The following is a 23,431-nucleotide window of genomic DNA, read 5'->3' as shown; positions in this document are numbered from 1 at the left end:
CCCGCGGAGGCGGGAACCCATACCGAGCACCCGCAGTCGATACGTTGACATCCCGGCTCCGCGACGCTCGGCATGGATCCCCGCGTGCGCGGGGATGACGTTGTTTGATGGCGCGGATATGCACCGGCCGTTGTCCCGATTTGCTTTCTTCTATCCCATGCAAGAAACCTTCATCAACATCAAATCCCTCGACATGGACGCGCGCGGCGTCGGCCACCTGGAGAACGAGGACGGCACGCCGGGTAAAGTGATCTTCGTCGAAGGCGCGCTGCCGGGCGAGCGCGTCAGCTTCGAGACGCTGCGCAAGAAGAAGAACTGGGAATCGGGCCGCATGGTCACGCTGCAAAAGGCCTCGAGCATGCGCGTCGAGCCCAAGTGCCCGCACTTCTGGCATTGCGGCGGCTGCTCGATGCAGCACCTGGAACCGTCGGCCCAGGTCGCGATGAAGCAGCGCGTGTTGGAAGACAACCTGTGGCACATCGGGAAGACGAAGGCCGAGAACATCATGCGTCCGATGTACGGCCCCACGTGGGACTACCGCTACCGCGCGCGCCTGTCCGTGCGCCATGTGGCGAAGAAGGGCACGGTGCTGGTCGGCTTCCACGAGCGCCACTCGTCGTACGTGGCCGACATGACGAGCTGCGAAATCCTGCCGGACCACCTCTCGAACATGCTCGTGCCGCTGCGCGAGCTGGTCGGCGCGCTGTCGATCTACCAGCAGATGCCGCAGATCGAGATCGCCGTCGGCGAAGAGACCACCGTGCTCGTGCTGCGCATCATGGCGCCACTTTCGCCCGCCGACGAGACGCTCGTGAAGGCGTTCGCGGACAAGTGGAACATCCAGTGGTGGCTGCAGCCGAAGGGCCCGGACACCGCCGCGCCGTACTACCCCCTCGGCAAGGAACTGTATTACACGCTGCCGGAATTCGGCATCAAGATGCCGTTCAAGCCGACCGATTTCACGCAGGTCAACCACCAGATCAACCGCCTGCTGGTGCACAAGGCGTTGACCCTGCTGGACGTGCAGAAGGACGACCGCGTGGCCGACCTGTTCTGCGGCCTCGGCAACTTCACGCTGCCGCTGGCCACGCAGGCGCGCGAGGTCGTCGGCATCGAAGGCAGTACGGCGCTGACGACGCGCGCGCTGGAAAACGCCCGCGCCAACGGCCTCGCCGGCAAGACGACGTTCTACACGCGCAACCTGTTCGAGGTGACGAAGGACGACCTGATCGCGCTGGGCAAATTCGACCGCATGCTGGTCGATCCGCCGCGCGACGGCGCCGTCGCGCTGGCCATCGCACTGGCCGAACTGCGCCTGACCAATCCGGACCTGATGCCCAAGCGGATCGTGTACGTGTCGTGCAGCCCGTCGACCTTGGCGCGCGACGCCGGCATCCTCACGCACCGCGCCGGCTACGTGCTCAAGAAGGCCGGCGTGGCGAACATGTTCCCGCACACGTCGCACGTGGAATCGATCGGCGTGTTCGAGCTGCTCGACGAATTCCAGCCGCGCGAATTCAGTGCGCCCAAAGACGTGGAATAGCCGGTAGGGCGGGTGATTGATGCCGGGGGCACCAATCACGTGCTCACGCGTTCAACCAGCGTAAGCTTTGCCACGCAACTTTCGTCCGTTCACGCGGCGGGTGAACGCGTGGGCGGAGGGCCGCCCACCCTACCGGGTGCCACCCGGTCGAGCAGTGCGAATAACCCTGCCGGATCGACCGGCTTGACGAAGTAGCTGTCGAAGCCGGCATACGCCGCGCTCGCCTGGTCCGATTGCTGGCCGTACCCCGTGATCGCGACGAGCGTCGCGTCCGCGCACGCGGGCAGCTTGCGCAGGCGGCGCGCCAGTTCGTAGCCGCTCATGCCGGGCAGGCCGATGTCGAGCAGGAAGGCGTCGTAGCGCCCCTGCGCGGCCTGTTCCAGCGCTTCGCCCGGGTGGTGCATCACCGTCACATCGTGGCCGCCGGATTCCAGCAACAGGCCCAGCGTCATGGCGGCATCGACGTTGTCGTCGACGAGCATCAGCGACAGGCCCTGCGTGCTGCCTGGTGCCTGCGTGGACACGACCTTCTCGCAGGGCGGCACGCCGGCGCCGTGCAGGCGCGGCAGGCGGATCGTGAATTCGCTGCCCAGGTTGCGGCCTTCGCTGGCCGCCGTCACCATCCCGCCATGCAATTCCACGAGACTCTTCACGAGCGCGAGCCCGAGGCCCAGGCCGCCTTGCGAGCGGTCCGGCGTACGTTCGGCCTGCGAGAACAGCTCGAACACGGTCGGCAGCAGTTCGGCCGAGATGCCGATCCCGTTGTCGGACACGGACACGAGCACCTGCTCGGCCGTGATGCCCATCCAGATCGACAGCCGGCCGCCCTCGTGCGTGTACTTGGCCGCGTTGTTCAACAGGTTGGCGACGACCTGCACGAGGCGCTTCGGGTCGCCCTGGACGATGGCCGGTTCCGTCGACAGGTGCAGCGCCAGCTGGTGGCGGCGCGCCTCGATCAGCGGGCGCACCTGTTCGACGGCGTCGCCGATCACGCGGCGCAGGTCGACCTCTTCGCGCGCGAGCACGACGAGGCCGCGGGTGACGCGCGAGACGTCCAGCAGGTCGTCGATCAGGCCCGTCATGTGCGCCACCTGGCGCGCGATGATCGCGCTCGTGCGTTCCACGCGCGCGCCGTCCGGCGGGCCCATGTTCAAGAGCTGGGCCGCGGCCGAGATCGGGGCCAGCGGATTGCGCAGCTCGTGCGCGAGCATGGCGAGGAATTCGTCCTTGCGGCGGTCGGCGAGGCGCAGCGCGTCCTCCGCGCGCACGCGCTCGACGGCGCTCCAGGCCCGCTCCGCGACGTCCTCGATCAGGCGCACGATGTCGGCGCTCCACACGCGCGGCAGGTTGTCGTTGATGAACAGGCAGCTCGTCAGCGCGCCGTTGCGGTTCAGCGGCACGACGACGCTGGAGCGGATCTGCAGCGCGGCATAGTTCGGCCAGACGTCGGCACCGCTCGTACGCGGATCGCGCTGCAGGTCGCTCGACACCCACGTGCCCTGGGCCAGCGAGGCGAAGTTCGCCGTGCCGAACAGGGCGGCGGGAAACGTGCCGTTCAGTTCGGCGACGATGCCGTCCGTGTAATTCGAATGGAAGGTCACGAGCTGCTTGTCGGCGTCGTAATCGCCGTACAGCACGCGGCTGGCCTGCAGGAAGCGGCCCAGCAGGGCGCCGGTCTGCACGAAGATCTGCGACGGGTCGTTCAGGTGGCGCAGCTGGTCCGACACTTCCAGACGGAATTCGTTCATGTCGAGCAGCGTCGTCTGGCGCGCGACGGCGTCGCGCAAGGCCTGCTCGGCGCGCACGCGGTCCAGCGCTTCCCAGCTGCGCTCGGCGATGTCGGTGGCGAGGCGCTGCGTTTCCTCGTCCCAGTCGCGCGGCAGGGTCGAATAGCCGACGAGGGCCGCCACGAGCTGGCCGCGCCTGACCTTCGGCACGACGAGGATCGCGCGCGCGCCGGCCGCCGCATAGCGGTCGCCGCGTTCGGGCAGGCGCGGGTCGGCCGTCGCGTCGCGCACGGCCAGCGGCGAGCCCGTGCGCAGCAGGGCCAGTGCCTGCGGGCCGAAATCGTCGAGGCGGGCGCGCCGGCCGATGAGCGGCGCGCTCGCATCGCGGGCCCAGTCGTGCATCACTTCGAAGCTACCGTCCGCTTCATCCGTTTCGACATAGCAGGCGCGCTCGAGTTCCAAATGCCTGCCGAGCAGCGTGCACGAGCATTCGATGATGTCGGACGGGTGGTGCATGCGGCGCAGGCTGTCCACCACCCGCAGCTGCACGGCGTGGCGCCGTTCCAGCTGGACGCGCTGGGTCGTCTCGCTCGTCACGCACAGCACGCCGCGCACGTTGCCGCTGTCGTCGCGCAGCGGCGAGTACGCCAGCGTGAACCACGCGTTGTACGGCTTGCCGTTGCGGTCGATCGGGCTCGGCACGTCCTCGCCATACGTCGCGTGGCCGGCGAGGGCGCGCTCGACGAGCGGCTTCAGGCCGGGCCAGCGGTCGGGCCAGACCTGGGCCAGCGGACGGCCGAGCGACACCGGATGGGTGCCATCGAGAAGGGGAATGAAGGCGGCGTTGTACAGCAGCGCCAGGTGCGGGCCCCAGGCGAGGTACATGGGGAATTCCGATTCGAGGATCAGGCTGACCGCATTGCGCAATGCGGGACTCCACCGATCCGGCGAGCCGAGTGGCGACGCCGACCAGTCATGGACGTGGTAACCGGCGCGAACGGCGCCGGTGCTGCCGAGGAGATGAAAGTCGCGCGTCGCTGCTTCCATGCTGATCGCTTCCGAGCCCGAAAGCGGTCATTCTATGCGCAAATGCATAAGCTGGAACGACTATGAAAAAAAATACATTTTCCGGGCGAGAAACTCCGTTGATACCTGGAGAATAAAATGTCTCCAAAGGACCATTTTAGGCGGCAAACGTTGTACAAATGCCGATGGGATTGGGTTTAATGGCAAGACTATAATGGACGTCCCGCGCGCGCGGCGCACGGGACGTCAATACGCCGCTCGTCGTCCCCGCGGAAGCGGGACCCATTTTCGCGTGCGCGGCCGCTGAATACTTGGGTTCCCGCCTGCGCGGAAGTCGTTCCGGCAGTGCCGGAACGACGGGTAATATCAGAACTTCGCCCGCACCCCGAACGTGATGTTGCGCCCCGGCAGCGGCGCGATGTCCTTGAGCAGCGATGTCGACAGGCGGATGTCCTCGTTCAGCAGGTTCTTCGCGGTGAGGAAATACGTCAGGTCCATCTTCTCCAGCTTCTGCGTGTACGAGACGTTGGCGTCGACCTGGTTGTACGACGGCGTCGGCGTAGCTTCGAACGCGGCGAGGCGGTCCTGGGCGCGCGCATGCGTCCAGTCGAGGCTGGCGCGCCAGTGCGGCTGGCGGTAGCCGACGGCCGCGCCGACGCGGTCGGCCGGTTGCAGCGGCAGGTTGCCGACATCGTCGAGGTAGCCGCGCGACGTGTCCGCGAACACGCGGCCGTTCCAGCCCATGCCGACCTGGTTCCACGTCATCTCCGCCTCCGCGCCCTGGATGTGCGCCTTGGCCTGCTGGAACAGACGCTCGCGGAAATCGCCGCCCGGGTTGCCGTCGGCGTCGAACGTCGCGCCCGTGATGTGGCCGAAGATGAAGTTGTTGACGTTGTTGCGATAGGCATTCACGCGCCAGCGCAAGAGGCCGCTCGTCTTTTGCAGCGACAGTTCGAGGTTGCGCGAGATTTCCTTGTGCAGGTCCGGATCGCCGATGTCGAAGGTGAGGGTGGCATCGTGCGGGCCGCCCGAGTACAGCTCGTCCGTCGACGGTGCGCGCTGCGCGTACGACAGGGTCGCGCCCAACGAATAGCCTGTCGTGAACGGCCACAGCGCGCCGATCGAACCGGATTGCAAGTCGAAGCTGCGTTCCTTGTTGCTGACCGGCTTGCGGTCGACGTGTTCGTAGCGCAGGCCCGCGTTCCAGCGCAGCGGGCCCTGCTTCCATTCCTCGACGAGGAACGCGGCCTGCGTCGTCGAGTGGGTGACGGGCACGGTGTCCGGGCCGCCTTCCGCGCTCAGCGCCGAGAAGTGCGTGTTTTCCGTCTGCACGCCGAACGTGCCGTGCAGTCCCAGGCTCGTCAGCGGCTTGTGCGTGAGTTCGATGCGCGATTCAAACGACTTGTTCGAGAACAGCGTGGCAGGCACGCCGTTGTCCAGTTCCGCGTGGTGGTAATCGGTATAGCCGGCCTTGATGCGCGCGCTTTCGAAGCCGTCCAGCGGGCTTTTGACGATGCTGTCGAAGTCGTAGCGGTTCTGGCGCTGGCTGATGTGCGAGCCTTCGTTCGTCGGGATGCCGTAGAAATTCGTCAGGTGCGACGCCGACAGGCCCGCATAGCCCCAGTCGTCGATGTACGAACCGCCCACGCCGATGTTGCGCTCCCTGGTGTCGGAATTCGGCAGGCGGTTCATGCGCGAGGCCGGGTCGTTCACCACGCGCAGGTCGGGGATCTGGTAGTCGTCCGTGTTGCGCATATTGCCGTCGAGGTGCAGGCCGATCTTGCCGACGGCGCCGTCCAGCGTGCCGGACATGTTCTTGCCGTTGTCGACGGTACTGAGCCGCGTCTCGATCTGGCCCGTGGGCTTGGGTTCCAGCGCCGTCGGGATGCGTTCGTTGACGACGTTGACGAGGCCGCCGATGGCGCCCGAACCGTACAGCAGGGCGGCCGGGCCGCGCAGGATCTCGATCTGGCGCGCGACCGCGCCTTCGGACGCGACGGCGTGGTCGTTCGACAGGCCGGACACGTCCGACGTCGCCATCCCGTTTTCCAGCATTTTTACGCGTGAACCTTCCATGCCGCGGATGATGGGACGCGACGCGCCGGCGCCGAACGCGGAGGCGGATACACCCAGTTCGTTCTGCAGCGTCTCGCCCAGCGAGCTGCCGACCTTGTCGCGCAGTTCGTCGCCGGCGAGCACTTTCGCCGGGGTCAGGATCTGGTCGCCTTCGCCGTTGCGCAGCGGGCTGGCGGTGACGACGACTTGCTGGATCTTGCCTTCGTTGATGGTCTGTTGATCGTCGGCCGCGCGAACGGCCGGGTGGAAGGCGAGCAGGAGCGCGCTGGCGAGCAGCGTACGTTCGATTTTCATGACTTTTTAAAACCTCAAGCAGATGGATAACGACCCGCGCCGCCGGGACGTGCCGGGCCGGGCGGTACGAGAAAACTCTGAACGTTATTCAAGCTTGGGGTGGGGCGCGCGACTGGAACGGGCACGCCGCCAGCAGGCAGATGCCCGGAGTCTCCGGCACGGCCGGGGCGGCATAAGCCAGCTCGGCAGGGACGAACCGACGCAGCGTGGTCGGCAGCGCAAACGCGATCTGGGCACTGGCCGCGCACTGGCCGCACAGGTCGTGCAGGCCGGGCTTGGGCAGCTTGCCGCTGCCGTCGTCGGCGCCCGCTTGCTGGACGAGTGTCTCGTCGATGTCCGCCCAGTGCGTATAGCCGTGGCCGAGCGACAACTGCTGCGAAACAAGCAGCAGAAGCGACAGCAGTACGTGGACCAGGCTACGGGACATGCATCATATTGTACGCAGGCCCGTTCGATTCTGACAACGACACTTTTGGTGACGCTGCGCTCTGCCGTTAAAAATTCGGGGTCAGGGCACTTTTTGGTGCATGATCTTCGAAGCAAGCGTGCTTCGGCCACATTGATCAGAAACGGGCTCTGACCCCGAATTTACGTCTCGGTAGGGTGGGCCCCGTGCCCACGCGTATGCATACGGCCAAGCAAATAAAAAAGCCGGCCATCAGGCCGGCTCTTCATGCATCGAGCGAAAGTCAGTCGCGGTTGCCGAACCCGATGCCCAGCAGTTGGAGCAGGCTCGTGAACACGTTGTAGATGTCCAGGTAGATGGCCAGCGTCGCGCTGATGTAGTTCGTCTCGCCGCCGTTGACGATGCGGTTCACGTCGAACAGGATGAAGCCCGAAAAGATCGCCATCGCCATCGCCGCCACGACCAGCATCAGCGCCGGCAGGTGCAGGAAGACATTGGCCAGGCCGGCCAGGATCACGACGATGGCGCCGGCGAACAGCCAGCTGCCCATGCCCGAGAAATCGCGCTTGGAGACGGTCGCGATCGTCGCCATCGTGGCGAACACGGCGGCGGTGCCGGCGAACGCGGTCATGATCAGCGTGCCGCCATTGGAAAAGTGCAGCGTGTAGCGCAGCAGCGGGGTCAGCCACAGGCCCATGAAGAACGTGAAGCCGAGCAGGATCGGCACGCCGGCCGCCGAGTTCTTGGTTTTCTCGATCGCGAAGATGAAGCCGAACGCGATGGCGAGGAACAACAGTACGCCCATGCCGCCGGCAAAGATCGGCAGGGCCAGTTGCAGGCCGATATAGGCGCCGAGCACGGTCGGGACCATGGACAATGCCAACAACCAGTAGGTGTTGCGCAACACGCGGTGACGCGTGGCCTGGATGGCCGAGACGTCGAAGGTTTTCTGCAGGCTGGGAATCATAATGCCTCCGTTGGAAGAAATCACTTTGCTCCCCATATGGGGTCTGGCCCCGCCGTCAACAGGGGGGAATCTGCCGTAAACGCAAGCTTTAAGCCTTGCATAAGCGGCCCCCGTATGGACGAGGTCTATCGATGCCACTCTAACATCTCGCGTCCAGCCGGCGCAATATCGGTAGGATGGCGGATGTATGGTAAAATAGAAGGTTGATTGAGTTCCCAAATCTCGATTTAAACCTTTCTTTTTATTGGAGTTTTTAAATGGCAATCGAACGCACCCTGTCGATCATCAAACCTGACGCAGTCGCTAAAAACGTGATCGGCCAAATCTACAGCCGCTTCGAAGGCGCCGGCCTGAAGATCGTCGCTGCCCGCATGGCACAGCTGTCGCGCGCCGAAGCCGAAGGTTTCTACGCCGTCCACAAAGAGCGTCCGTTCTTCAAGGATCTGGTCGACTTCATGATCTCGGGCCCGGTCATGATCCAGGTGCTGGAAGGCGAAGGCGCGATTGCCAAGAACCGCGAACTGATGGGCGCAACCGACCCGAAGAAGGCTGAGAAGGGCACCATCCGCGCCGACTTCGCCGACTCGATCGACGCCAACGCCGTGCACGGTTCGGACGCTGCCGAGACCGCAGCTGTCGAGATCGCTTACTTCTTCCCGGCACTGAACGTCTATTCGCGTTAATCGCAGTTTATTTTTTGTAGCAATTTTTTGTGTTGGTCGGCCCAAGGCTGATTTAACATCGCAATATCCCGCTCGCCCATGCTCAAAGAGCCCGGCGGGCGGGACTTATTTTGAAGGCACAGGATTCAATCATGGCAACTCTCACCAACTTGCTGGACTTCGATCCCGCGCAGCTCGTCGCTTACTGCGCCGAGTTGGGGGAGAAGCCGTTCCGCGCCAAACAGCTGCAGCGCTGGATCCACCAGTTCGGCGTCGCCGATTTCGACGACATGACGGACCTGGCGAAATCGCTTCGCGAAAAGCTCAAGACGCGCGCGACAGTAACGGCGCCGGCGATCATCAGCGACCACACGTCCGCCGACGGCACCCGTAAATGGCTCGTCGACGTGGGCAACGGCAATGCCGTCGAGACCGTGTTCATCCCGGAAGAGACGCGCGGCACGCTGTGCATTTCCACGCAGGCCGGCTGCGCCGTCAACTGCCGCTTCTGCTCGACGGGCAAGCAGGGCTTCAACCGCAACCTCACGGTCGCCGAGATCATCGGCCAGCTGTGGATGGCCGAGTTCGAACTGCGCCGCACGAAAGGCATCGAGCCGGGGCCGAAGGGCGAGCGCCAGATCACGAACGTCGTCATGATGGGCATGGGCGAGCCGCTGCTGAACTTCGACCCGACCGTCACCGCGCTGAAGCTGATGCTGGACGATAACGCCTACGGCCTGTCGCGCCGCCGCGTGACCGTGTCGACGTCGGGCGTCGTGCCGAACATGGACAAGCTGAGCCAGGAATGCCCGGTGGCGCTGGCCGTCTCGCTGCACGGCTCGAACGACCCGCTGCGCGACATGCTGGTCCCGCTGAACAAGAAATACCCGCTGCGCGAACTGATGGCCGCGTGCAAGCGCTACCTGGAATTTGCCCCGCGCGACTTCATCACGTTCGAATACTGCATGCTGGACGGCGTCAACGACACGGACGAGCACGCGCGCGAACTCGTCGCCCTCGTCAACGATCCGGTCGTCGGCGTGTCGTGCAAATTCAACCTGATTCCGTTCAACCCGTTCCCGGAATCCGGCCTCGTGCGCTCGAAGAACCCGCGCATCAAGGCGTTCGCCCAGGTGCTGATGGACGCCGGCATCGTCACCACCATCCGCAAGACCCGTGGCGACGACATCGACGCCGCCTGCGGCCAGCTGGCGGGCGAGGTCAAGGACCGTACCCGCGTGAACGAGCGCATGAGCAAGATGGCTGAATACCAGCAAAAATTCGGCCCGAACTTCGGCAAGATCGTGGAGATCGCGTCCTGATGCCGCGGCTGTCCGGACGCCTGGCCTGCGCGCTCGCCCCGCTCCTGGTCCTGCCTTTGCTGCTGGCGGCATGCGCCGGCAATAACGGCGGCCTGGCGGGCGACACGCACGAGCTCAAGACGCTGTCCGACCAGACGGCCGCGGAAAAGCGCGCCCAGATCCGCCTGCAACTGGCAGTGGGCTATTACCAGGAGCGCAAGTACGACATCGCGCTGGACGAGGTGAAGCAGGCGATCGTCGCCAACCCGGACTATGCCGACGCATACGGCGTGCGTGCGCTGATCTACGCGGCGATGGGCGAGAATGCCCTGGCCGACGAGAACTACCGGCACGCGCTGCGCCTGGCGCCGCGCAATCCGGACCTGTCCAACAACTACGGGCTGTTCCTGTGCGACGCCGGCGGCAAGCCGGCGGAGGCCATGACTTATTTCGAGGCGGCGCTGAAGAATCAGAATTACGCGACGCCGGTCAAAGCCATGATCAATGCCGGAAATTGCAGCCTCAAGATGAAGAATGTCGACGCGGCCGAGCGCTATCTGCTCGATGCCCTGCGTTACGATCCCGACCTGCCGGCCACGAGCGCCGGGCTGGCGCGGGTGTATTTCGAGCGGCGCGATTATTCCCGCGCCGGGTTTTTCATTAACCGCCTGACGGAGACAGCGAAGCTCGACACGCTGTCGGCCGACGTGCTGTGGCTGGCCATCCGGGTCAAACACATGCTCGGCGACCGGGCCACGGAAGCTTCGCTGGCGGCGCAGTTGCGCAAGCGCTTCCCCGGTTCGCCCGAGTACGCGGCCTTCGAGCGCGGTGCATTTAGTGAGTGAGACAACGACAATGAGTTCCGAGCGTGCAGATCAGCCGGCGACGCCCGACAACCAACCGCCCGTGCACGGCGTCCCGGGCCAGGCCCTGGCCGCGCAGCGCGAGGCGATGGGGTGGTCCGTCGAACAGGTGGCCGACCAGTTGAAACTGGCCGTGCGCCAGGTCGTCGCATTGGAAGCGGGCGATTACGCCTCGCTGCCCAGCCCAGCCGTGACCCGCGGCTTCGTCCGGGCCTACGCCAAGCTGGTGAAGCTCGATCCGGCGCCGCTGGTGGCCCAGATCGCCATGGAGACCGAGCCCGCGCCCGATACGAGCGCCGTCACGGCGAACCGCCGTCCGACGCCGGCCTCGTTCTCCGAATCCAGGTTCCCGAGCCATGGCAAGCGTTCGAGCCTGCCGCTGGGCTGGATCGCCGGCGCCGTGGCCGTCGTCGTGGCCGCCGCCGCCGCGTGGCATTTCGGCCTCGTGCCGGGCAGCCAGCGTGGCGAGACGGCGAGTTCAAGCGTGGCCGCGCCGGCCGCGAACGGCGTCGCGACCGAGGTCGCCAGCGGCAGCTCCGTCGAGCCCCTGCAGAATCCGGCCGTGCCGCTGATTTCCGTGCCGGGCCAGGGCGCCGCGGCATCTGCGCCTGCGCCTGCGCCTGCAGCGAATGCGGCACCGGGCCCCGTCGTCAACGTGCCGGGCACGACCGCGACCGGCGCGCCGCCGGCGACTGCCCCCGCGGCACCGGCGGCGCCGACTGCAACGCAGGTGCCGCCTGCCGCCACGCCGGCCGCGACCGCGCCGGCACCCGCCGCCGCCCCGGCCGCCGCGGGCGCCAACGCGCTCGTATTGAACGTACGCGAGGATTCGTGGATCGAAGTACGGCCGGCCAAGGGCGGCGCGCCGCTGCTGTCGCGCCTCGTCAAGGCCGGCAGCACGGAAACCGTCAGCGTCGACCAGCCCGTGCGCGTGGTCGTCGGCAATCCGGGCGGCGTCACGGCCACGCTGCGCGGCAATGCCGTCGCGCTGCCGCCCGTGCCGGGCAAGACGCTCTCGCGCGTCAATCTCCAGTAAAAGCGTGTAATAACAGGATCAGAAAGATGACTTTTCCGAACAACGCGAACGAGCCGATCGGATCCGGCCCGCTGCCGCGCCGCGCGAGCCGCGGCGTGCTCGTGCAGCACGGCGCGCGCAAGGTGATGGTCGGCGGCGATGCGCCCGTCGTCGTGCAGTCGATGACGAACACGGACACGGCCGACGTGATCGGCACCGCCATCCAGGTCAAGGAACTGGCGCGTGCCGGGTCGGAGATCGTGCGCATCACCGTGAATACGCCGGAAGCGGCGGCCGCCGTGCCGGCCATCCGCGAACAGCTCGACAGGATGGACGTCGACGTCCCCCTCGTCGGCGACTTCCACTACAACGGCCACCTGCTGCTGCGCGACTATCCGGAGTGCGCGCAGGCGCTGTCGAAATACCGCATCAATCCGGGCAACGTGGGGCAGGGCGCCAAGCGCGACACCCAGTTCGCCCAGTTGATCGAAACCGCGATCAGGTACGACAAGCCGGTGCGCATCGGCGTCAACTGGGGCAGCCTCGACCAGGCGCTGCTGGCCCGCATCATGGACGAGAACGCCGCGCGCGCCCAGCCGTGGAGCGCGCAGTCGGTGATGTACGAAGCCTTGATCACGTCGGCGATCGAGAACGCGCAGCGCGCCGAGGAAATCGGCCTGGCGCGCGAGAAGATCGTCCTGTCGTGCAAGGTGTCCGGCGTGCAGGACCTGATCGCCGTCTACCGCGAACTGGGCAAGCGTTGCGACTACGCGCTGCACCTGGGCCTGACGGAAGCGGGCATGGGCAGCAAGGGCATCGTCGCGTCGACCGCCGCGTTGTCCGTGCTGCTGCAGGAAGGCATCGGCGACACGATCCGCATCTCGCTGACGCCGGAACCGGGCGGCGACCGCACGAAGGAAGTGGTCGTGGGCCAGGAAATCCTGCAGACGATGGGCCTGCGCAAGTTCACGCCGATGGTCATCGCCTGCCCGGGTTGCGGCCGCACGACGTCGACCGTGTTCCAGGAACTCGCGGACAACATCCAGACCTTCCTGCGCGAGCAGATGCCGGAGTGGAAGAAGACCTATCCGGGCGTCGAAGCGATGAACGTGGCCGTGATGGGCTGCATCGTGAACGGCCCGGGCGAGTCGAAGCACGCGAACATCGGCATCTCGCTGCCGGGCACCGGCGAATCGCCGGCGGCACCGGTCTTTGTGGATGGGCAAAAGGTCGCTACACTGCGGGGCGAGCGGATCGTGGATGAGTTCAAGACGATCGTGCTCGATTACGTGAAAAAGAATTACGGCAAGGAAGCCGAAACCATCTAACGTCGTTCCCGCGAAAGCGGGAACCCATACTGAGCATCTTTAGCCACCTCAGCATGGATCCCCGCTTTCGCGGGGACGACGGTAACGGAAAATAGAAATGTCCGATAAAAAGAGAAAATCGTCGCCATCAAAGGCATGAACGACATCCTGCCGGCCGACGCGCCGCTGTGGGAATTGTTCGAAAACACCGCGGAATCCGTGCTCAAGAGCTACGGCTACCAGAAGATCGTCACCCCCATCGTCGAGGAGACGGGCCTGTTCGCGCGCGCCATCGGCGCCGTCACCGACATCGTCGAGAAGGAGATGTATTCCTTCACCGATTCGATGAACGGCGACCTGCTCACGCTGCGTCCGGAAGGCACGGCCGGCGTCGTGCGCGCCGTCATCGAGCACAACCTCGCCTACGACGGCCCGAAGCGCCTGTGGTACAAGGGCCCGATGTTCCGCCACGAGCGTCCGCAGCGCGGCCGCTACCGCCAGTTCTTCCAGTTCGGTGCGGAAGCCATCGGCTTCTCCGGCCCGGACATCGACGCGGAACTGATCATGCTGTGCCGCCGCCTGTGGGACGACCTCGGCCTGGATAACATCCGCCTGGAACTGAATTCGATCGGCAACGCGGAAGAGCGCCAGCGCCACCGCGCCGACCTGATCGCGTACTTCGAAGCGAACATCGACCAGCTCGACGCGGAAGCCAAGCGCCGCCTGCACGCGAACCCGCTGCGCATCCTGGACACGAAGAACCCGGCCATGCAGGACCTCGTCAACGCGGCGCCGAAGCTGCTCGACTACCTGGGCGGCGAATCGCTCGCGCACTTCGAGGGCCTCAAGAAGATCCTGGACGCGAACAATGTCCAGTACACCGTGAACCCGCGCCTCGTGCGCGGCCTCGATTACTACAACCGCACCGTGTTCGAGTGGGTCACCGACCTGCTGGGCGCGCAGGGCACCGTCTGCGCGGGCGGCCGCTACGATCCGCTGATCGAGACCTTCGGCGGCAAGCCGACGCCGGGCATCGGCTTCGCGATGGGCATCGAGCGCCTCATCGAGCTGATGAAGGCGCAGGGCGAACCGGCCGAGCCGGCCCAGTGCGACGTCTATCTCGTGCACCAGGGCGAGGAAGCGCAGATGAAGGCGTTCATCCTCGGCGAGCGCATCCGCGACGCCGGCCTGGACGTGGTCCTGCACTGCGCGACGCCGACGGGCGCCGGCAGCTTCAAGAGCCAGATGAAGAAGGCCGACGGTTCCGGCGCCGCGTTCGCCGTGATCATCGGCGAGGACGAGGTCAAGAACGACGTCGTGGCCGTGAAGGCGCTGCGCGAGCTTGATGCTGGCCAGCAGCAGCACAGCGTGCCGTTCGACGAAGCCGTCGACTTCATCGTCGACCAGATCGTCGGTGGCCACGACCACGATCACGATCACGTGCACTATCATCCGTAATTCAGAACCCGCGCCGGCGCGCGGGGGCCTTCTCAACCAACGATAAGACAAAGACCGACGTCCATGGCATACGATCTCGAAGAACAGGAACAGATAGCCAATTTCAAGGCCTTCTGGGACCGCTTTGGCAACCTCATCAGCTGGGTGCTGATCATTGCGCTGGGCGGCTATGCCGCCTACAACTTCTGGAACTCGCACCAGCGCACGCAGGCCGCGGAAGCGTCCGGCCTGTACGACGGCCTGACGGAAGCGATCCAGGCGGGCGACAAGGCCAAGGTCGCGCGCATCACGGGCGATATCGAGAACAAGTTCGGCTCGACCGCGTACGCCCCGATGGCGGCGCTGGCTGCCGCCAAGGCCGCGTTCGACGCGAACGATCTCAAGACCGCGAAGGCCCAGCTGCAATGGGCGATCGACCATGGCGACGACGAATACAAAGCCATCGCCCGCCTGCGCCTGTCCGGCGTGCTGCTCGACGAGAAGGCCTACGACCAGGCGCTGGCACTGCTGAACGGCGAGTTCCCGGCGCAGTTCGCGGCCGAGGTGCAGGACCGCAAGGGCGACGTCTATGTCGCGCAGAACAAGCTGCCCGATGCCCGCACCGCCTACCAGGCCGCGCTCGACAAGATGGAGAAGAACCATCCGGGCCGCCAGGTCGTGCAGGTCAAGCTGGATGCGATCGGCGGTTCGGCGCCGGCGCCGGCGCAGAAGGCAGCTGCGTAACATAACAACCCCGTCATTCCCGCGCAGGCGGGAATCCATACTGAGTTGCAGGATTCGGTAAGTCAGCATGGGTTCCCACGGGGCCGCCGAGGCTTGCGCGGGAACGACGTCTCTAAGAACAAGGTAAGAAGAATATGCGTATTAGCCGCAAGCTCGTTGGTGCCGGTGTCCTCGCCCTGATGACGGGCTGCTCCACCATGAATTCGCTCAATCCGTTCGCATCGAAACCCAAGGGCAACCAGCCCGCGCCGCTGGTCGACATGAAGGGTTCGATGGCCGTGCGCACGGCGTGGAAGCTCGAAGTCGGCAAGTCGCAGAACTACATGTTCTCGCCCGCCGTCGCCGACAACACCGTCATCGTGGCCGCGGCCGACGGCACCATCGTGCGGGCGGAAGCCACCACGGGCCGCCAGATCTGGCGCACGAAAGCCGGCATGGACCTGACGGCGGGCGTCGGCACGGACGGCAGCGTCATCGTGCTCGGCGGCGCCAAGGGCGTGCTGCTCGCGTTCGACATGGACGGCAAGAAGTTGTGGGATGCCCAGCTGTCCTCCGAGATCCTGTCGTCGCCGGTCGTGGGCCAGGGCATCGTCGTCGCGCGCAGCATCGACAACCGCATCGTCGGCTACGACGCCAGGACGGGCCAGAAGAAATGGACCGTGCAGCGCACCGCGCCGGCACTGACCCTGCGCCTCGCGCCGGGCATGGTCATCCACGACAAGGACGTCTTGATCGCCCAGCCGGGCGGCAAGCTGATGTCGCTGATCCTCGCCACCGGCGCGCCGCGCTGGGAGATCGAGGTCGGCGTCGCACGCGGCGCGACGGAACTGGAACGCGTCACCGACATGGGCGGCACGCCGGTCGTGATCGACAACGACGTGTGCGCCGTGTCGTACCAGGGCCGCGTCGGCTGCTTCGACCTGGCCACGGGCAGCCCGCGCTGGACCCGCGACATCTCGTCGGAAGTCGGCGTGGCCGCGGACCAGCGCTTCGTATTCGTCCCGGACGACAAGGGCGCCGTCTATGCGTACAACCGCGACAGCGGCGCGAGCGCGTGGAAGAACGACAAGCTGGCCTACCGCCGCCTGTCCACGCCGGTGTCGTACGGCCGCGCCGTCGCCGTCGGCGACTACCAGGGCTATGTGCACTTCCTGTCGCGCGAAGACGGGTCGTTCCTGTCCCGGCTCGCCACCGACGGCAGCGCCATCGGATCCACGCCCCTGGTCGTCGGTTCGAACCTGATTTTTCAAACACAAAATGGAACCGTGACCGCCATCGCGGTCGAATAAGATTCAATGAAGCCGGTAATCGCACTCGTAGGTCGTCCCAACGTCGGAAAGTCGACCTTATTCAATCGCATGACCCGCTCGCGCGACGCGCTGGTGGCGGACTTGCCCGGCCTGACGCGCGACCGCCACTATGGCGAAGGGCGCATGGGCGAACGGCCGTTCCTGGTCATCGATACCGGCGGTTTCGAGCCGGTCGCCAAGGAAGGCATCATGCACGAAATGGCGCTGCAGACGCGCCAGGCCGTCGCCGAGGCGGACGTCGTGATGTTCATCGTCGACGGCCGCCAGGGTCTCACGCCGCACGACAAGACCATCACCGACTTCCTGCGCAAGTCGGGCCGCAAGGTCATGCTCGTCGTGAACAAGAGCGAGGGCATGAAGTACACGTCCGTCACGGCCGAGTTCTATGAGCTGGGCATGGGCGATCCGTACGTGATCTCCGCCGCCCACGGCGACGGCGTGCTGGACCTTGTCAACGAGGCCATCGACGAAGCCGTGCAGCAGCGTCCCGAGGAGGCCGAGGAGCTGGAGCCGGCCGACTACGGCGTCAAGATCGCGCTCGTCGGCCGTCCGAACGTCGGCAAATCCACGTTGATCAACACGCTGGTCGGCGAGCAGCGCGTGATCGCGTTCGACATGCCGGGCACCACGCGCGATTCGATCGAGGTCCCGTTCGAAAAGGGCGGCCGCCACTACACCCTGATCGACACGGCCGGCATCCGCCGCCGCGGCAAGGTGTTCGAGGCGGTCGAAAAATTCTCGGTCGTGAAGACCTTGCAGTCGATCTCGGAAGCGAACGTCGTCGTGCTGATGCTGGACGCGCAGCAGGATATCTCCGAGCAGGATGCGCACATCGCCGGCTTCATCCTCGAGACGGGCCGCGCGCTCGTCGTCGCCGTCAACAAGTGGGACGGCCTCACCTCCGACCAGCGCGACCAGGTCAAGAACGACATCGACCGCAAGCTGAACTTCCTCGACTTCGCGGAGACGAAATTCATCTCGGCGCTGAAGGGCACGGGCATCAACCACCTGATGAAGGCGATCGACACGGCGTACGCGGCGGCGACCGCGAAACTGTCGACGCCGCGCCTGACGCGCGCGCTGCAGGAAGCCGTCGAGAAGCAGGAACCGAAGCGCAAGGGCAGCACGCGTCCGAAGATGCGCTATGCCCACCAGGGCGGCCAGAACCCGCCCATCATCGTCATCCACGGCAATGCGCTGGATGGCATTACGGAACCGTACAAGCGTTACCTGGAAAAGCATTTCCGCGATACGTTCGACCTGATCGGCACGCCGTTGCGTATCGAGCTGAAGAGCGGCAAGAACCCGTTTGCCAAGGAATGACCGCAGGGTGGACGGGGTCCCCGTCCACGCGGCGGTACGCGTCGGTTCCGATGTCGCGCGCGAAGTCGGAGCCGCCAACGGCGCGTGGACGGCGAGCCGTCCACCCTGCAAATGGGTCGGGCGCTTTTTAAGCCAGGTTTAACCATAGCAGTACGACAAAAAAGAGCAAAACAGGTTACAGTTAGCTTGGGCGAACATTCACAGCTTGAGAATGTTGGCGCAGCCACTTGAAATCCGGCATCCCGCCACAATTTTTATACGACAACAACATCACGGAGCTGTCATGAGCAACAAAGGGCAACTGTTACAAGACCCATTCCTCAACGCCTTGCGCAAAGAGCACGTCCCGGTCTCGATCTACCTGGTCAACGGGATCAAGCTCCAGGGCCATATCGAGTCCTTCGACCAGTACGTGGTCCTGCTGCGTAACACGGTCACCCAGATGGTTTACAAGCACGCTATCTCCACCGTCGTCCCGGCCCGCGCCGTCAACCTCAACCTCGAACAAGACGCCGAGTGAGGTCGATGGCTGACGTTTCCGGCAACACCATGCGCGCCGCCTTGGTCGGTATTGATTTCAGCGCTGGCGACTTCAAGGCCAGCCTGGAAGAACTGGCCCTGCTGGCGCGCTCGGCAGGGGCCGAACCGATCACCACGATCACCGCGAAGCGCAACAGTCCCGACCCCGCGTATTTCGTCGGCAGCGGCAAGGCCGACGAGATCGCGCAGGCCTGCCTGGCCGACAAGGTCGAGATCGTCATCTTCAACCACGCCCTGTCGCCCGCCCAGCAGCGTAACCTGGAGCGGCGGCTCAACGTGCGCGTGGTCGACCGCACCAGCCTGATCCTCGACATCTTCGCCCAGCGCGCCCAGAGCCACGAGGGCAAGCTGCAGGTCGAGCTGGCCCAGCTGCAGCACCTGGCCACGCGCCTGATCCGCGGCTGGACCCACTTGGAACGCCAGAAGGGTGGTATCGGCCTGCGCGGCCCCGGCGAAACCCAGCTCGAGACCGACCGCCGGCTGATCGGCGAGCGCGTCAAGATGTTGCGCACGCGCCTGACGAAACTGCGCAAGCAGCACGAGACCCAGCGCCGTTCGCGCGGACGCAACCAGACGTTTTCCGTGTCGCTCGTCGGCTATACCAACGCCGGCAAGTCGACGCTGTTCAACACCCTGACGAAGGCCGGGGTGTACGTCGCGAACCAGCTGTTCGCGACGCTGGACACCACGTCGCGCCGTTTGTATCTCGGTCCGGACGTCGGCAATGTCGTCGTGTCCGATACCGTCGGTTTCGTGCGCGAACTGCCGCACCAGCTGGTCGCGGCGTTCCGCGCCACCCTGGAAGAAACCATCCACGCCGACCTGCTGCTGCACGTCGTCGACGGCGCGTCGCCCGTGCGGATGGAACAGATTGAGCAGGTCAACGAGGTCCTGCGCGAGATCGGCGCCGACCATATTCCCCAGATCCTCGTCTGGAACAAGATCGATACCGCGGGCCTCGAGCCCGGGATCGAGCGTGATGAATATGGTAAGATCAGCCGCGTTTTCATCAGCGCCAGGAGCGGCGCCGGACTCGACCTGCTGCGCGACGCGATCGTCGAAGCGGCCGGCAGCGGCGCCGCCGCACCGAACGCCGACGAGCAGGAAGACGAGGAAGCCGGCTTCGCGCACGAGGTGCAGACGGGGGCGACCGACCTGCTGCCCGCGACTCCCCATTCCGGACCACACTAGTCTATGCTTGTTTCTCTGATCAAACGGATCGGCGCGCGGCTGGCGCCGATCGGTCGTCACGCCGGCGCGCGCAAGGCCGGCGTTCCCCTGTTGTCCCTCAATGATCCGCGCTGGGGCCACAAACCCAAATCGAACGAAGGCCGCCGTCCGAACAATAACAACAACAAGAACGACAGCGACGGTCCGCCCGACCTCGAGCAGCTGTGGAACGATTTCAACCAGCGCCTCAACCGCCTGTTCGGCGGCAAGCGCGGCGGCGGCGACGGCTCGTTCCGCCCGGAAGCGCGCGGCATTGGCCTGACGGCGACCGTCGTCGGCGCCATCGCCTTGCTGATCTGGCTGGCCAGCGGCGCGTTCATCGTGCAGGAAGGGCAGGTCGGCATCGTGACGACGTTCGGCCGCCTGTCGCACGTGACGGGTGCCGGGTTCAACTGGCGCTGGCCCGCGCCGTTCCAGGCGCACGAGACCGTGAACACGGCCCAGGTGCAGACCGCCGAGATCGGCTACCGCGCCAACGTGCGCAACAAGCAGCGCAACGAAGCGCTGATGCTGACCGGCGACGAGAACATCGTCGACGTCCAGTTCTCCGTGCAGTACAAGATCAAGGACCCGGTTGCCTGGGTGTTCAACAACCGCGACCAGGTCGAGACCGTCCGTGACGCCGCCGAGACCGTCGTGCGCGAACTCGTCGGCCAGAACAAGATGGACACCGTCCTGTACGAAGGCCGCGACAAGCTGGCCGCGCAAGCCCGCGAAGCGATCCAGCGCATGGCCGACCGCTATAAGCTCGGCGCGGACATCGTCGGCGTGACGATGCAGTCCGTGCAACCGCCCGACCAGGTCGCCGCCGCGTTCGAGGACGCCAACAAGGCGCAGGAAGAGCGCGCCCGCTCGCGCAGCGAGGCGCAGGCCTTTGCCGACGAGGTCATCCCGCAAGCGAAGGGCAAGGCCGCCCGCCTGCTGCAGGATGCGGAAGCGTACCGCGCCAGCACCGTCAGCGTGGCGACGGGCAACGCCGCGCGCTTCGACAAGATCGTGGCCGAGTATGCGAAGGCCCCGGCCGTCACGCGCGACCGCATGTATATCGAAACGATGCAGCAGATCCTTTCCAGCACCAGCAAGGTCATGATCGACGCCAAGACCGGCACCAACCAGATCTATCTGCCGCTCGACCGCCTGCTGGCCCAGTCGACGGCCAACGAGGCCGCGCGCGGCTCGGGCTCCGGTCCGGTGATGGGCGCGCAGCAGCCCCCGGCGCAGCAGCCGCAAGCGCAGTCGCAGTCGCCGGCCGCGCCGGCCCAGCCGGAAGCGTCGGGCGGCGAATCGAACCGCACGCGCGACCTGCGCAGCCGCGACACGGGTCGCGAACGGGAGAGCCGCTGATGAGCCGCCTTCTCGCCACCCTGATCGGTGCCGCCATCGTCGTCGCGCTCGCGGCGTCGTCCGTGTTCGTCGTCGACCAGCACCGTTATGCCGTCGTGTACGCGTTCGGTGAACTGCGCGAGGTGATCAAGGAACCGGGCCTGAATGTCAAGGCGCCGCCGCCGTTCCAGAACGTCGTCTACCTCGACAAGCGCCTGCAGACGCTCGACACGCCGGACGGCGAGCGCTTCCTGACGGCCGAAAAGAAAGACCTGCTCGTCGACGCCTTCGTCAAATGGCGCATCGTCGATCCGCGCCAGTACGTGATCGCCATCGGCAGCAACGCCGACCGCGGCGGCGAGCGCCTGAACCAGCTCGTGCGCAACGCGCTCACGGCCGAGGTCGGCAAGCGCAAACTGGCCGACGTGCTGACCGGCGGCAAGCGCGCGGACGTCGCCGAGGCCGTCCGCGCGGACCTGGTGCCGGCGGTGCGCGACCTGGGCGTGGAAGTCGTCGACGTGCACCTGAAGCGAATCGATTTCACCGAGCCGGTCAACAATGCCCTGTACGAACGCATGAAGGCCGACCGCGTGCGCGTGGCGAACGAATTGCGCGCGACCGGCGTGGCCGAGGGGGAAACGATCCGCGCCGACGCCGAGCGCCAGCGCAGCGTGATCCTGGCCGACGCCCAGCGCGACGCCGAGACGATCAAGGGAGAAGGCGATGCGCAGGCGTCGCAGATCTATGCGCAGTCGTTCGGCAAGAACCCGGAGTTCTACCGGTTCTATCGCTCGATGGAGGCCTACAAGGCCACCTTCAAGGGGCGCAACGATGTGATCGTGCTGGATTCCAGCTCGGAATTCTTCAAGTACTTCAAAGGGCCGGGCGCCGGCAAATAATCGGTGGGCTCGGGGCGCCCACCCTACGTTACCGTCGATTCGCAGGGTGGCGCCGTAGGGTGGTACCCCTTGCCCACGCGTATCGTTCGCGCCGTGCCGGCGTAACGCATGGGCCCGGGGTGGCCACCCTACGTGGAATATCGACAACGTTGGCTTTGGTTTCATCGCCAACCGACCGGCGTTTTCGGTTAAAATCGTCGATTCGGCGCAGTGGACGCGTGCAAAGCCGCGTTCATGCCGCCCGAATGTTGTCCGACCTTTAACAACCCGACCCGCTTTGCCCATGCCCACCTGGCTCCTGCCCGAGAATATCGCCGACGTCCTGCCGTCCGAAGCGCGCAAGATCGAAGAGCTGCGCCGTTTGATGCTCGATACCTTCCGTACCTACGGCTACGAACTCGTGATGCCGCCGCTGCTCGAATACGTCGATTCGCTGCTGGCCGGCGCCGGTCAGGACACCGATCTCCGCACCTTCAAACTCGTCGATTCGATGAGCGGCCGCCTGCTCGGCCTGCGCGCCGACATGACGACCCAGGTCGCCCGCATCGATGCCCACCTGCTGAACCGCGACACCGTCACGCGCCTGTGCTATGCCGGCAGCGTGCTGCACACGCAGCCGTCCGGCCTGCACGCCACGCGCGAGCCGCTGCAGATCGGCGCCGAAATCTACGGCCACGCGGGCCTCGAAGCGGATGCCGAGATCCAGGAACTGGCGCTGGCATCGCTCGCGCTGGCCGGGTTCGATGCGCCGCGCCTCGACCTGTCGCACGTCGGCGTGCTGCGCGCCATCCTCGCCGAGGACCCGGCCGCCAAGCGCGACGAGCAACTGCTGTACAGCCTGCTGCGCTCGAAGGACGTGCCGGGGCTGGAAGAGGCGACTGCGACCTACACCGAACAAACGCGTGCCGCGCTGCTGGCGCTGCCGAACCTGTACGGCGACATCGACGTGCTCGCGCGCGCAAAAGACGTGCTGCCCGCGTTGCCGGGCATCGCCCGCGCGCTGGCGGAACTCGCCGCGCTGGCCGGTTCGGCACTGAGCCGCGCGCAGATCGCGATCGACCTCGCCGACCTGCGCGGCTACCAGTACGAAAGCGGCGCCATGTTCGCGCTGTACGTGCCGGGCCTGCCGAACGCCGTCGCGCGCGGCGGCCGCTACGATCACGTCGGCGAAGCGTTCGGCCGCGCCCGTCCCGCGACCGGCTTCTCGCTCGACCTGCGCGAACTGGCCCGTCTGCTGCCGACGGCCGAGCGCAAGCACTCCATTCGTGCCCCGTGGGGCAACGCGCCCGAGCTGCGCGAAAAAATCGCCGAACTGCGCAAGAGCGGCGAAGTGGTGATCCAGTCCATGCCGGGTCACGACAATGTACAGGACGAGTTCGAGTGCGACCGCGTGCTCGTCCTCGAACAAGGAAATTGGATTCTCAAAAACTTAGGTTAA

At 65.7% G+C, this 23,431-nt stretch carries 19 protein-coding genes; 15 read left to right on the top strand and 4 right to left on the bottom strand.

Annotated features, from left to right (window positions below):
* Nucleotides 1-157 precede the first annotated feature (157 nt).
* The gene (rlmD, locus tag BVG12_RS11815) at nt 158-1,543 is read left to right on the top strand and encodes a 23S rRNA (uracil(1939)-C(5))-methyltransferase RlmD (protein ID WP_075796317.1); all 1,386 of its coding nucleotides are present in this window, start codon (nt 158-160) and stop codon (nt 1,541-1,543) included.
* A gap of 89 nt (nt 1,544-1,632) precedes the next feature.
* Here rlmD and BVG12_RS11810 read toward each other — a convergent pair whose 3' ends face one another.
* The 4 genes from BVG12_RS11810 to BVG12_RS11795 form a co-directional block, all read right to left on the bottom strand.
* Entirely contained in the window at nt 1,633-4,317 is a 2,685-nt protein-coding gene (locus tag BVG12_RS11810; RefSeq protein WP_075792552.1) for a hybrid sensor histidine kinase/response regulator, read from the bottom strand.
* A gap of 345 nt (nt 4,318-4,662) precedes the next feature.
* Nucleotides 4,663-6,666: a TonB-dependent receptor gene (locus BVG12_RS11805; RefSeq protein WP_075792551.1), complete on the bottom strand. Its 2,004-nt coding sequence runs from the start codon at nt 6,664-6,666 to the stop codon at nt 4,663-4,665.
* Nucleotides 6,667-6,754: 88 nt separating this feature from the next.
* The gene (locus BVG12_RS11800; RefSeq protein WP_075792550.1) at nt 6,755-7,093 is read right to left on the bottom strand and encodes a hypothetical protein; all 339 of its coding nucleotides are present in this window, start codon (nt 7,091-7,093) and stop codon (nt 6,755-6,757) included.
* A 262-nt stretch (nt 7,094-7,355) separates the two neighbouring features.
* A complete protein-coding gene (locus tag BVG12_RS11795; protein WP_075792549.1) occupies nt 7,356-8,039 on the bottom strand; it encodes a Bax inhibitor-1/YccA family protein in 684 nt (227 codons plus the stop codon).
* A gap of 257 nt (nt 8,040-8,296) precedes the next feature.
* Here BVG12_RS11795 and ndk point away from each other — a divergent pair, with 257 nt between their 5' ends.
* The 14 genes from ndk to BVG12_RS11725 all read left to right on the top strand — a co-directional run bounded on the left by ndk (nt 8,297) and on the right by BVG12_RS11725 (nt 23,431).
* Entirely contained in the window at nt 8,297-8,722 is a 426-nt protein-coding gene (ndk, locus tag BVG12_RS11790) for a nucleoside-diphosphate kinase (protein WP_075792548.1), read from the top strand.
* Between the two features lie 131 nt (nt 8,723-8,853).
* Nucleotides 8,854-10,023 (top strand): dual-specificity RNA methyltransferase RlmN, encoded by a 1,170-nt coding sequence (gene rlmN, locus BVG12_RS11785; protein ID WP_075792547.1) that lies wholly within the window; start codon nt 8,854-8,856, stop codon nt 10,021-10,023.
* Nucleotides 10,023-10,847 (top strand): type IV pilus biogenesis/stability protein PilW, encoded by an 825-nt coding sequence (pilW, locus tag BVG12_RS11780; RefSeq protein ID WP_075792546.1) that lies wholly within the window; start codon nt 10,023-10,025, stop codon nt 10,845-10,847. Before rlmN ends, pilW begins: the two co-directional genes overlap by 1 nt.
* A 10-nt stretch (nt 10,848-10,857) precedes the next feature.
* Nucleotides 10,858-11,901, top strand: coding sequence for a RodZ domain-containing protein (locus tag BVG12_RS11775; protein WP_075792545.1), 1,044 nt, complete (start codon nt 10,858-10,860; stop codon nt 11,899-11,901).
* Nucleotides 11,902-11,927: 26 nt separating this feature from the next.
* Complete coding sequence (gene ispG / locus BVG12_RS11770) at nt 11,928-13,208, top strand: flavodoxin-dependent (E)-4-hydroxy-3-methylbut-2-enyl-diphosphate synthase (protein ID WP_075792544.1); 1,281 nt, start codon at nt 11,928-11,930, stop codon at nt 13,206-13,208.
* 135 nt (nt 13,209-13,343) lie between these two features.
* Entirely contained in the window at nt 13,344-14,645 is a 1,302-nt protein-coding gene (gene hisS, locus BVG12_RS11765; protein ID WP_156895613.1) for a histidine--tRNA ligase, read from the top strand.
* 63 nt (nt 14,646-14,708) lie between these two features.
* Nucleotides 14,709-15,368: a YfgM family protein gene (locus tag BVG12_RS11760; protein ID WP_075792543.1), complete on the top strand. Its 660-nt coding sequence runs from the start codon at nt 14,709-14,711 to the stop codon at nt 15,366-15,368.
* A 134-nt stretch (nt 15,369-15,502) separates the two neighbouring features.
* Nucleotides 15,503-16,657, top strand: a complete 1,155-nt coding sequence (gene bamB, locus BVG12_RS11755; RefSeq protein ID WP_075792542.1) for an outer membrane protein assembly factor BamB — start codon at nt 15,503-15,505, stop codon at nt 16,655-16,657.
* A 6-nt stretch (nt 16,658-16,663) separates the two neighbouring features.
* Nucleotides 16,664-18,001 carry a ribosome biogenesis GTPase Der gene (der, locus tag BVG12_RS11750; RefSeq protein WP_075792541.1) on the top strand — a complete coding sequence of 446 codons (1,338 nt, stop codon included), beginning with the start codon at nt 16,664-16,666 and terminating at the stop codon, nt 17,999-18,001.
* Between the two features lie 283 nt (nt 18,002-18,284).
* Nucleotides 18,285-18,521, top strand: coding sequence for an RNA chaperone Hfq (hfq, locus tag BVG12_RS11745; protein ID WP_036168820.1), 237 nt, complete (start codon nt 18,285-18,287; stop codon nt 18,519-18,521).
* A 29-nt stretch (nt 18,522-18,550) separates the two neighbouring features.
* Nucleotides 18,551-19,732: a GTPase HflX gene (gene hflX / locus BVG12_RS11740; protein ID WP_075796316.1), complete on the top strand. Its 1,182-nt coding sequence runs from the start codon at nt 18,551-18,553 to the stop codon at nt 19,730-19,732.
* A gap of 3 nt (nt 19,733-19,735) precedes the next feature.
* Complete coding sequence (hflK, locus tag BVG12_RS11735) at nt 19,736-21,115, top strand: FtsH protease activity modulator HflK (RefSeq protein ID WP_075792540.1); 1,380 nt, start codon at nt 19,736-19,738, stop codon at nt 21,113-21,115.
* Entirely contained in the window at nt 21,115-21,993 is an 879-nt protein-coding gene (hflC, locus tag BVG12_RS11730; RefSeq protein WP_075792539.1) for a protease modulator HflC, read from the top strand. Before hflK ends, hflC begins: the two co-directional genes overlap by 1 nt.
* Before the next feature lie 283 nt (nt 21,994-22,276).
* On the top strand, nt 22,277-23,431 hold the full coding sequence (locus BVG12_RS11725) for an ATP phosphoribosyltransferase regulatory subunit (protein ID WP_075792538.1): 1,155 nt from the start codon (nt 22,277-22,279) through the stop codon (nt 23,429-23,431).

The organism is Massilia putida, assembly GCF_001941825.1.
GTDB classification, from domain to species: domain Bacteria; phylum Pseudomonadota; class Gammaproteobacteria; order Burkholderiales; family Burkholderiaceae_D; genus Telluria; species Telluria putida.
Note: the sequence above shows the minus strand (reverse complement) of the source record. Positions and strands in the feature narration are given on the sequence as shown.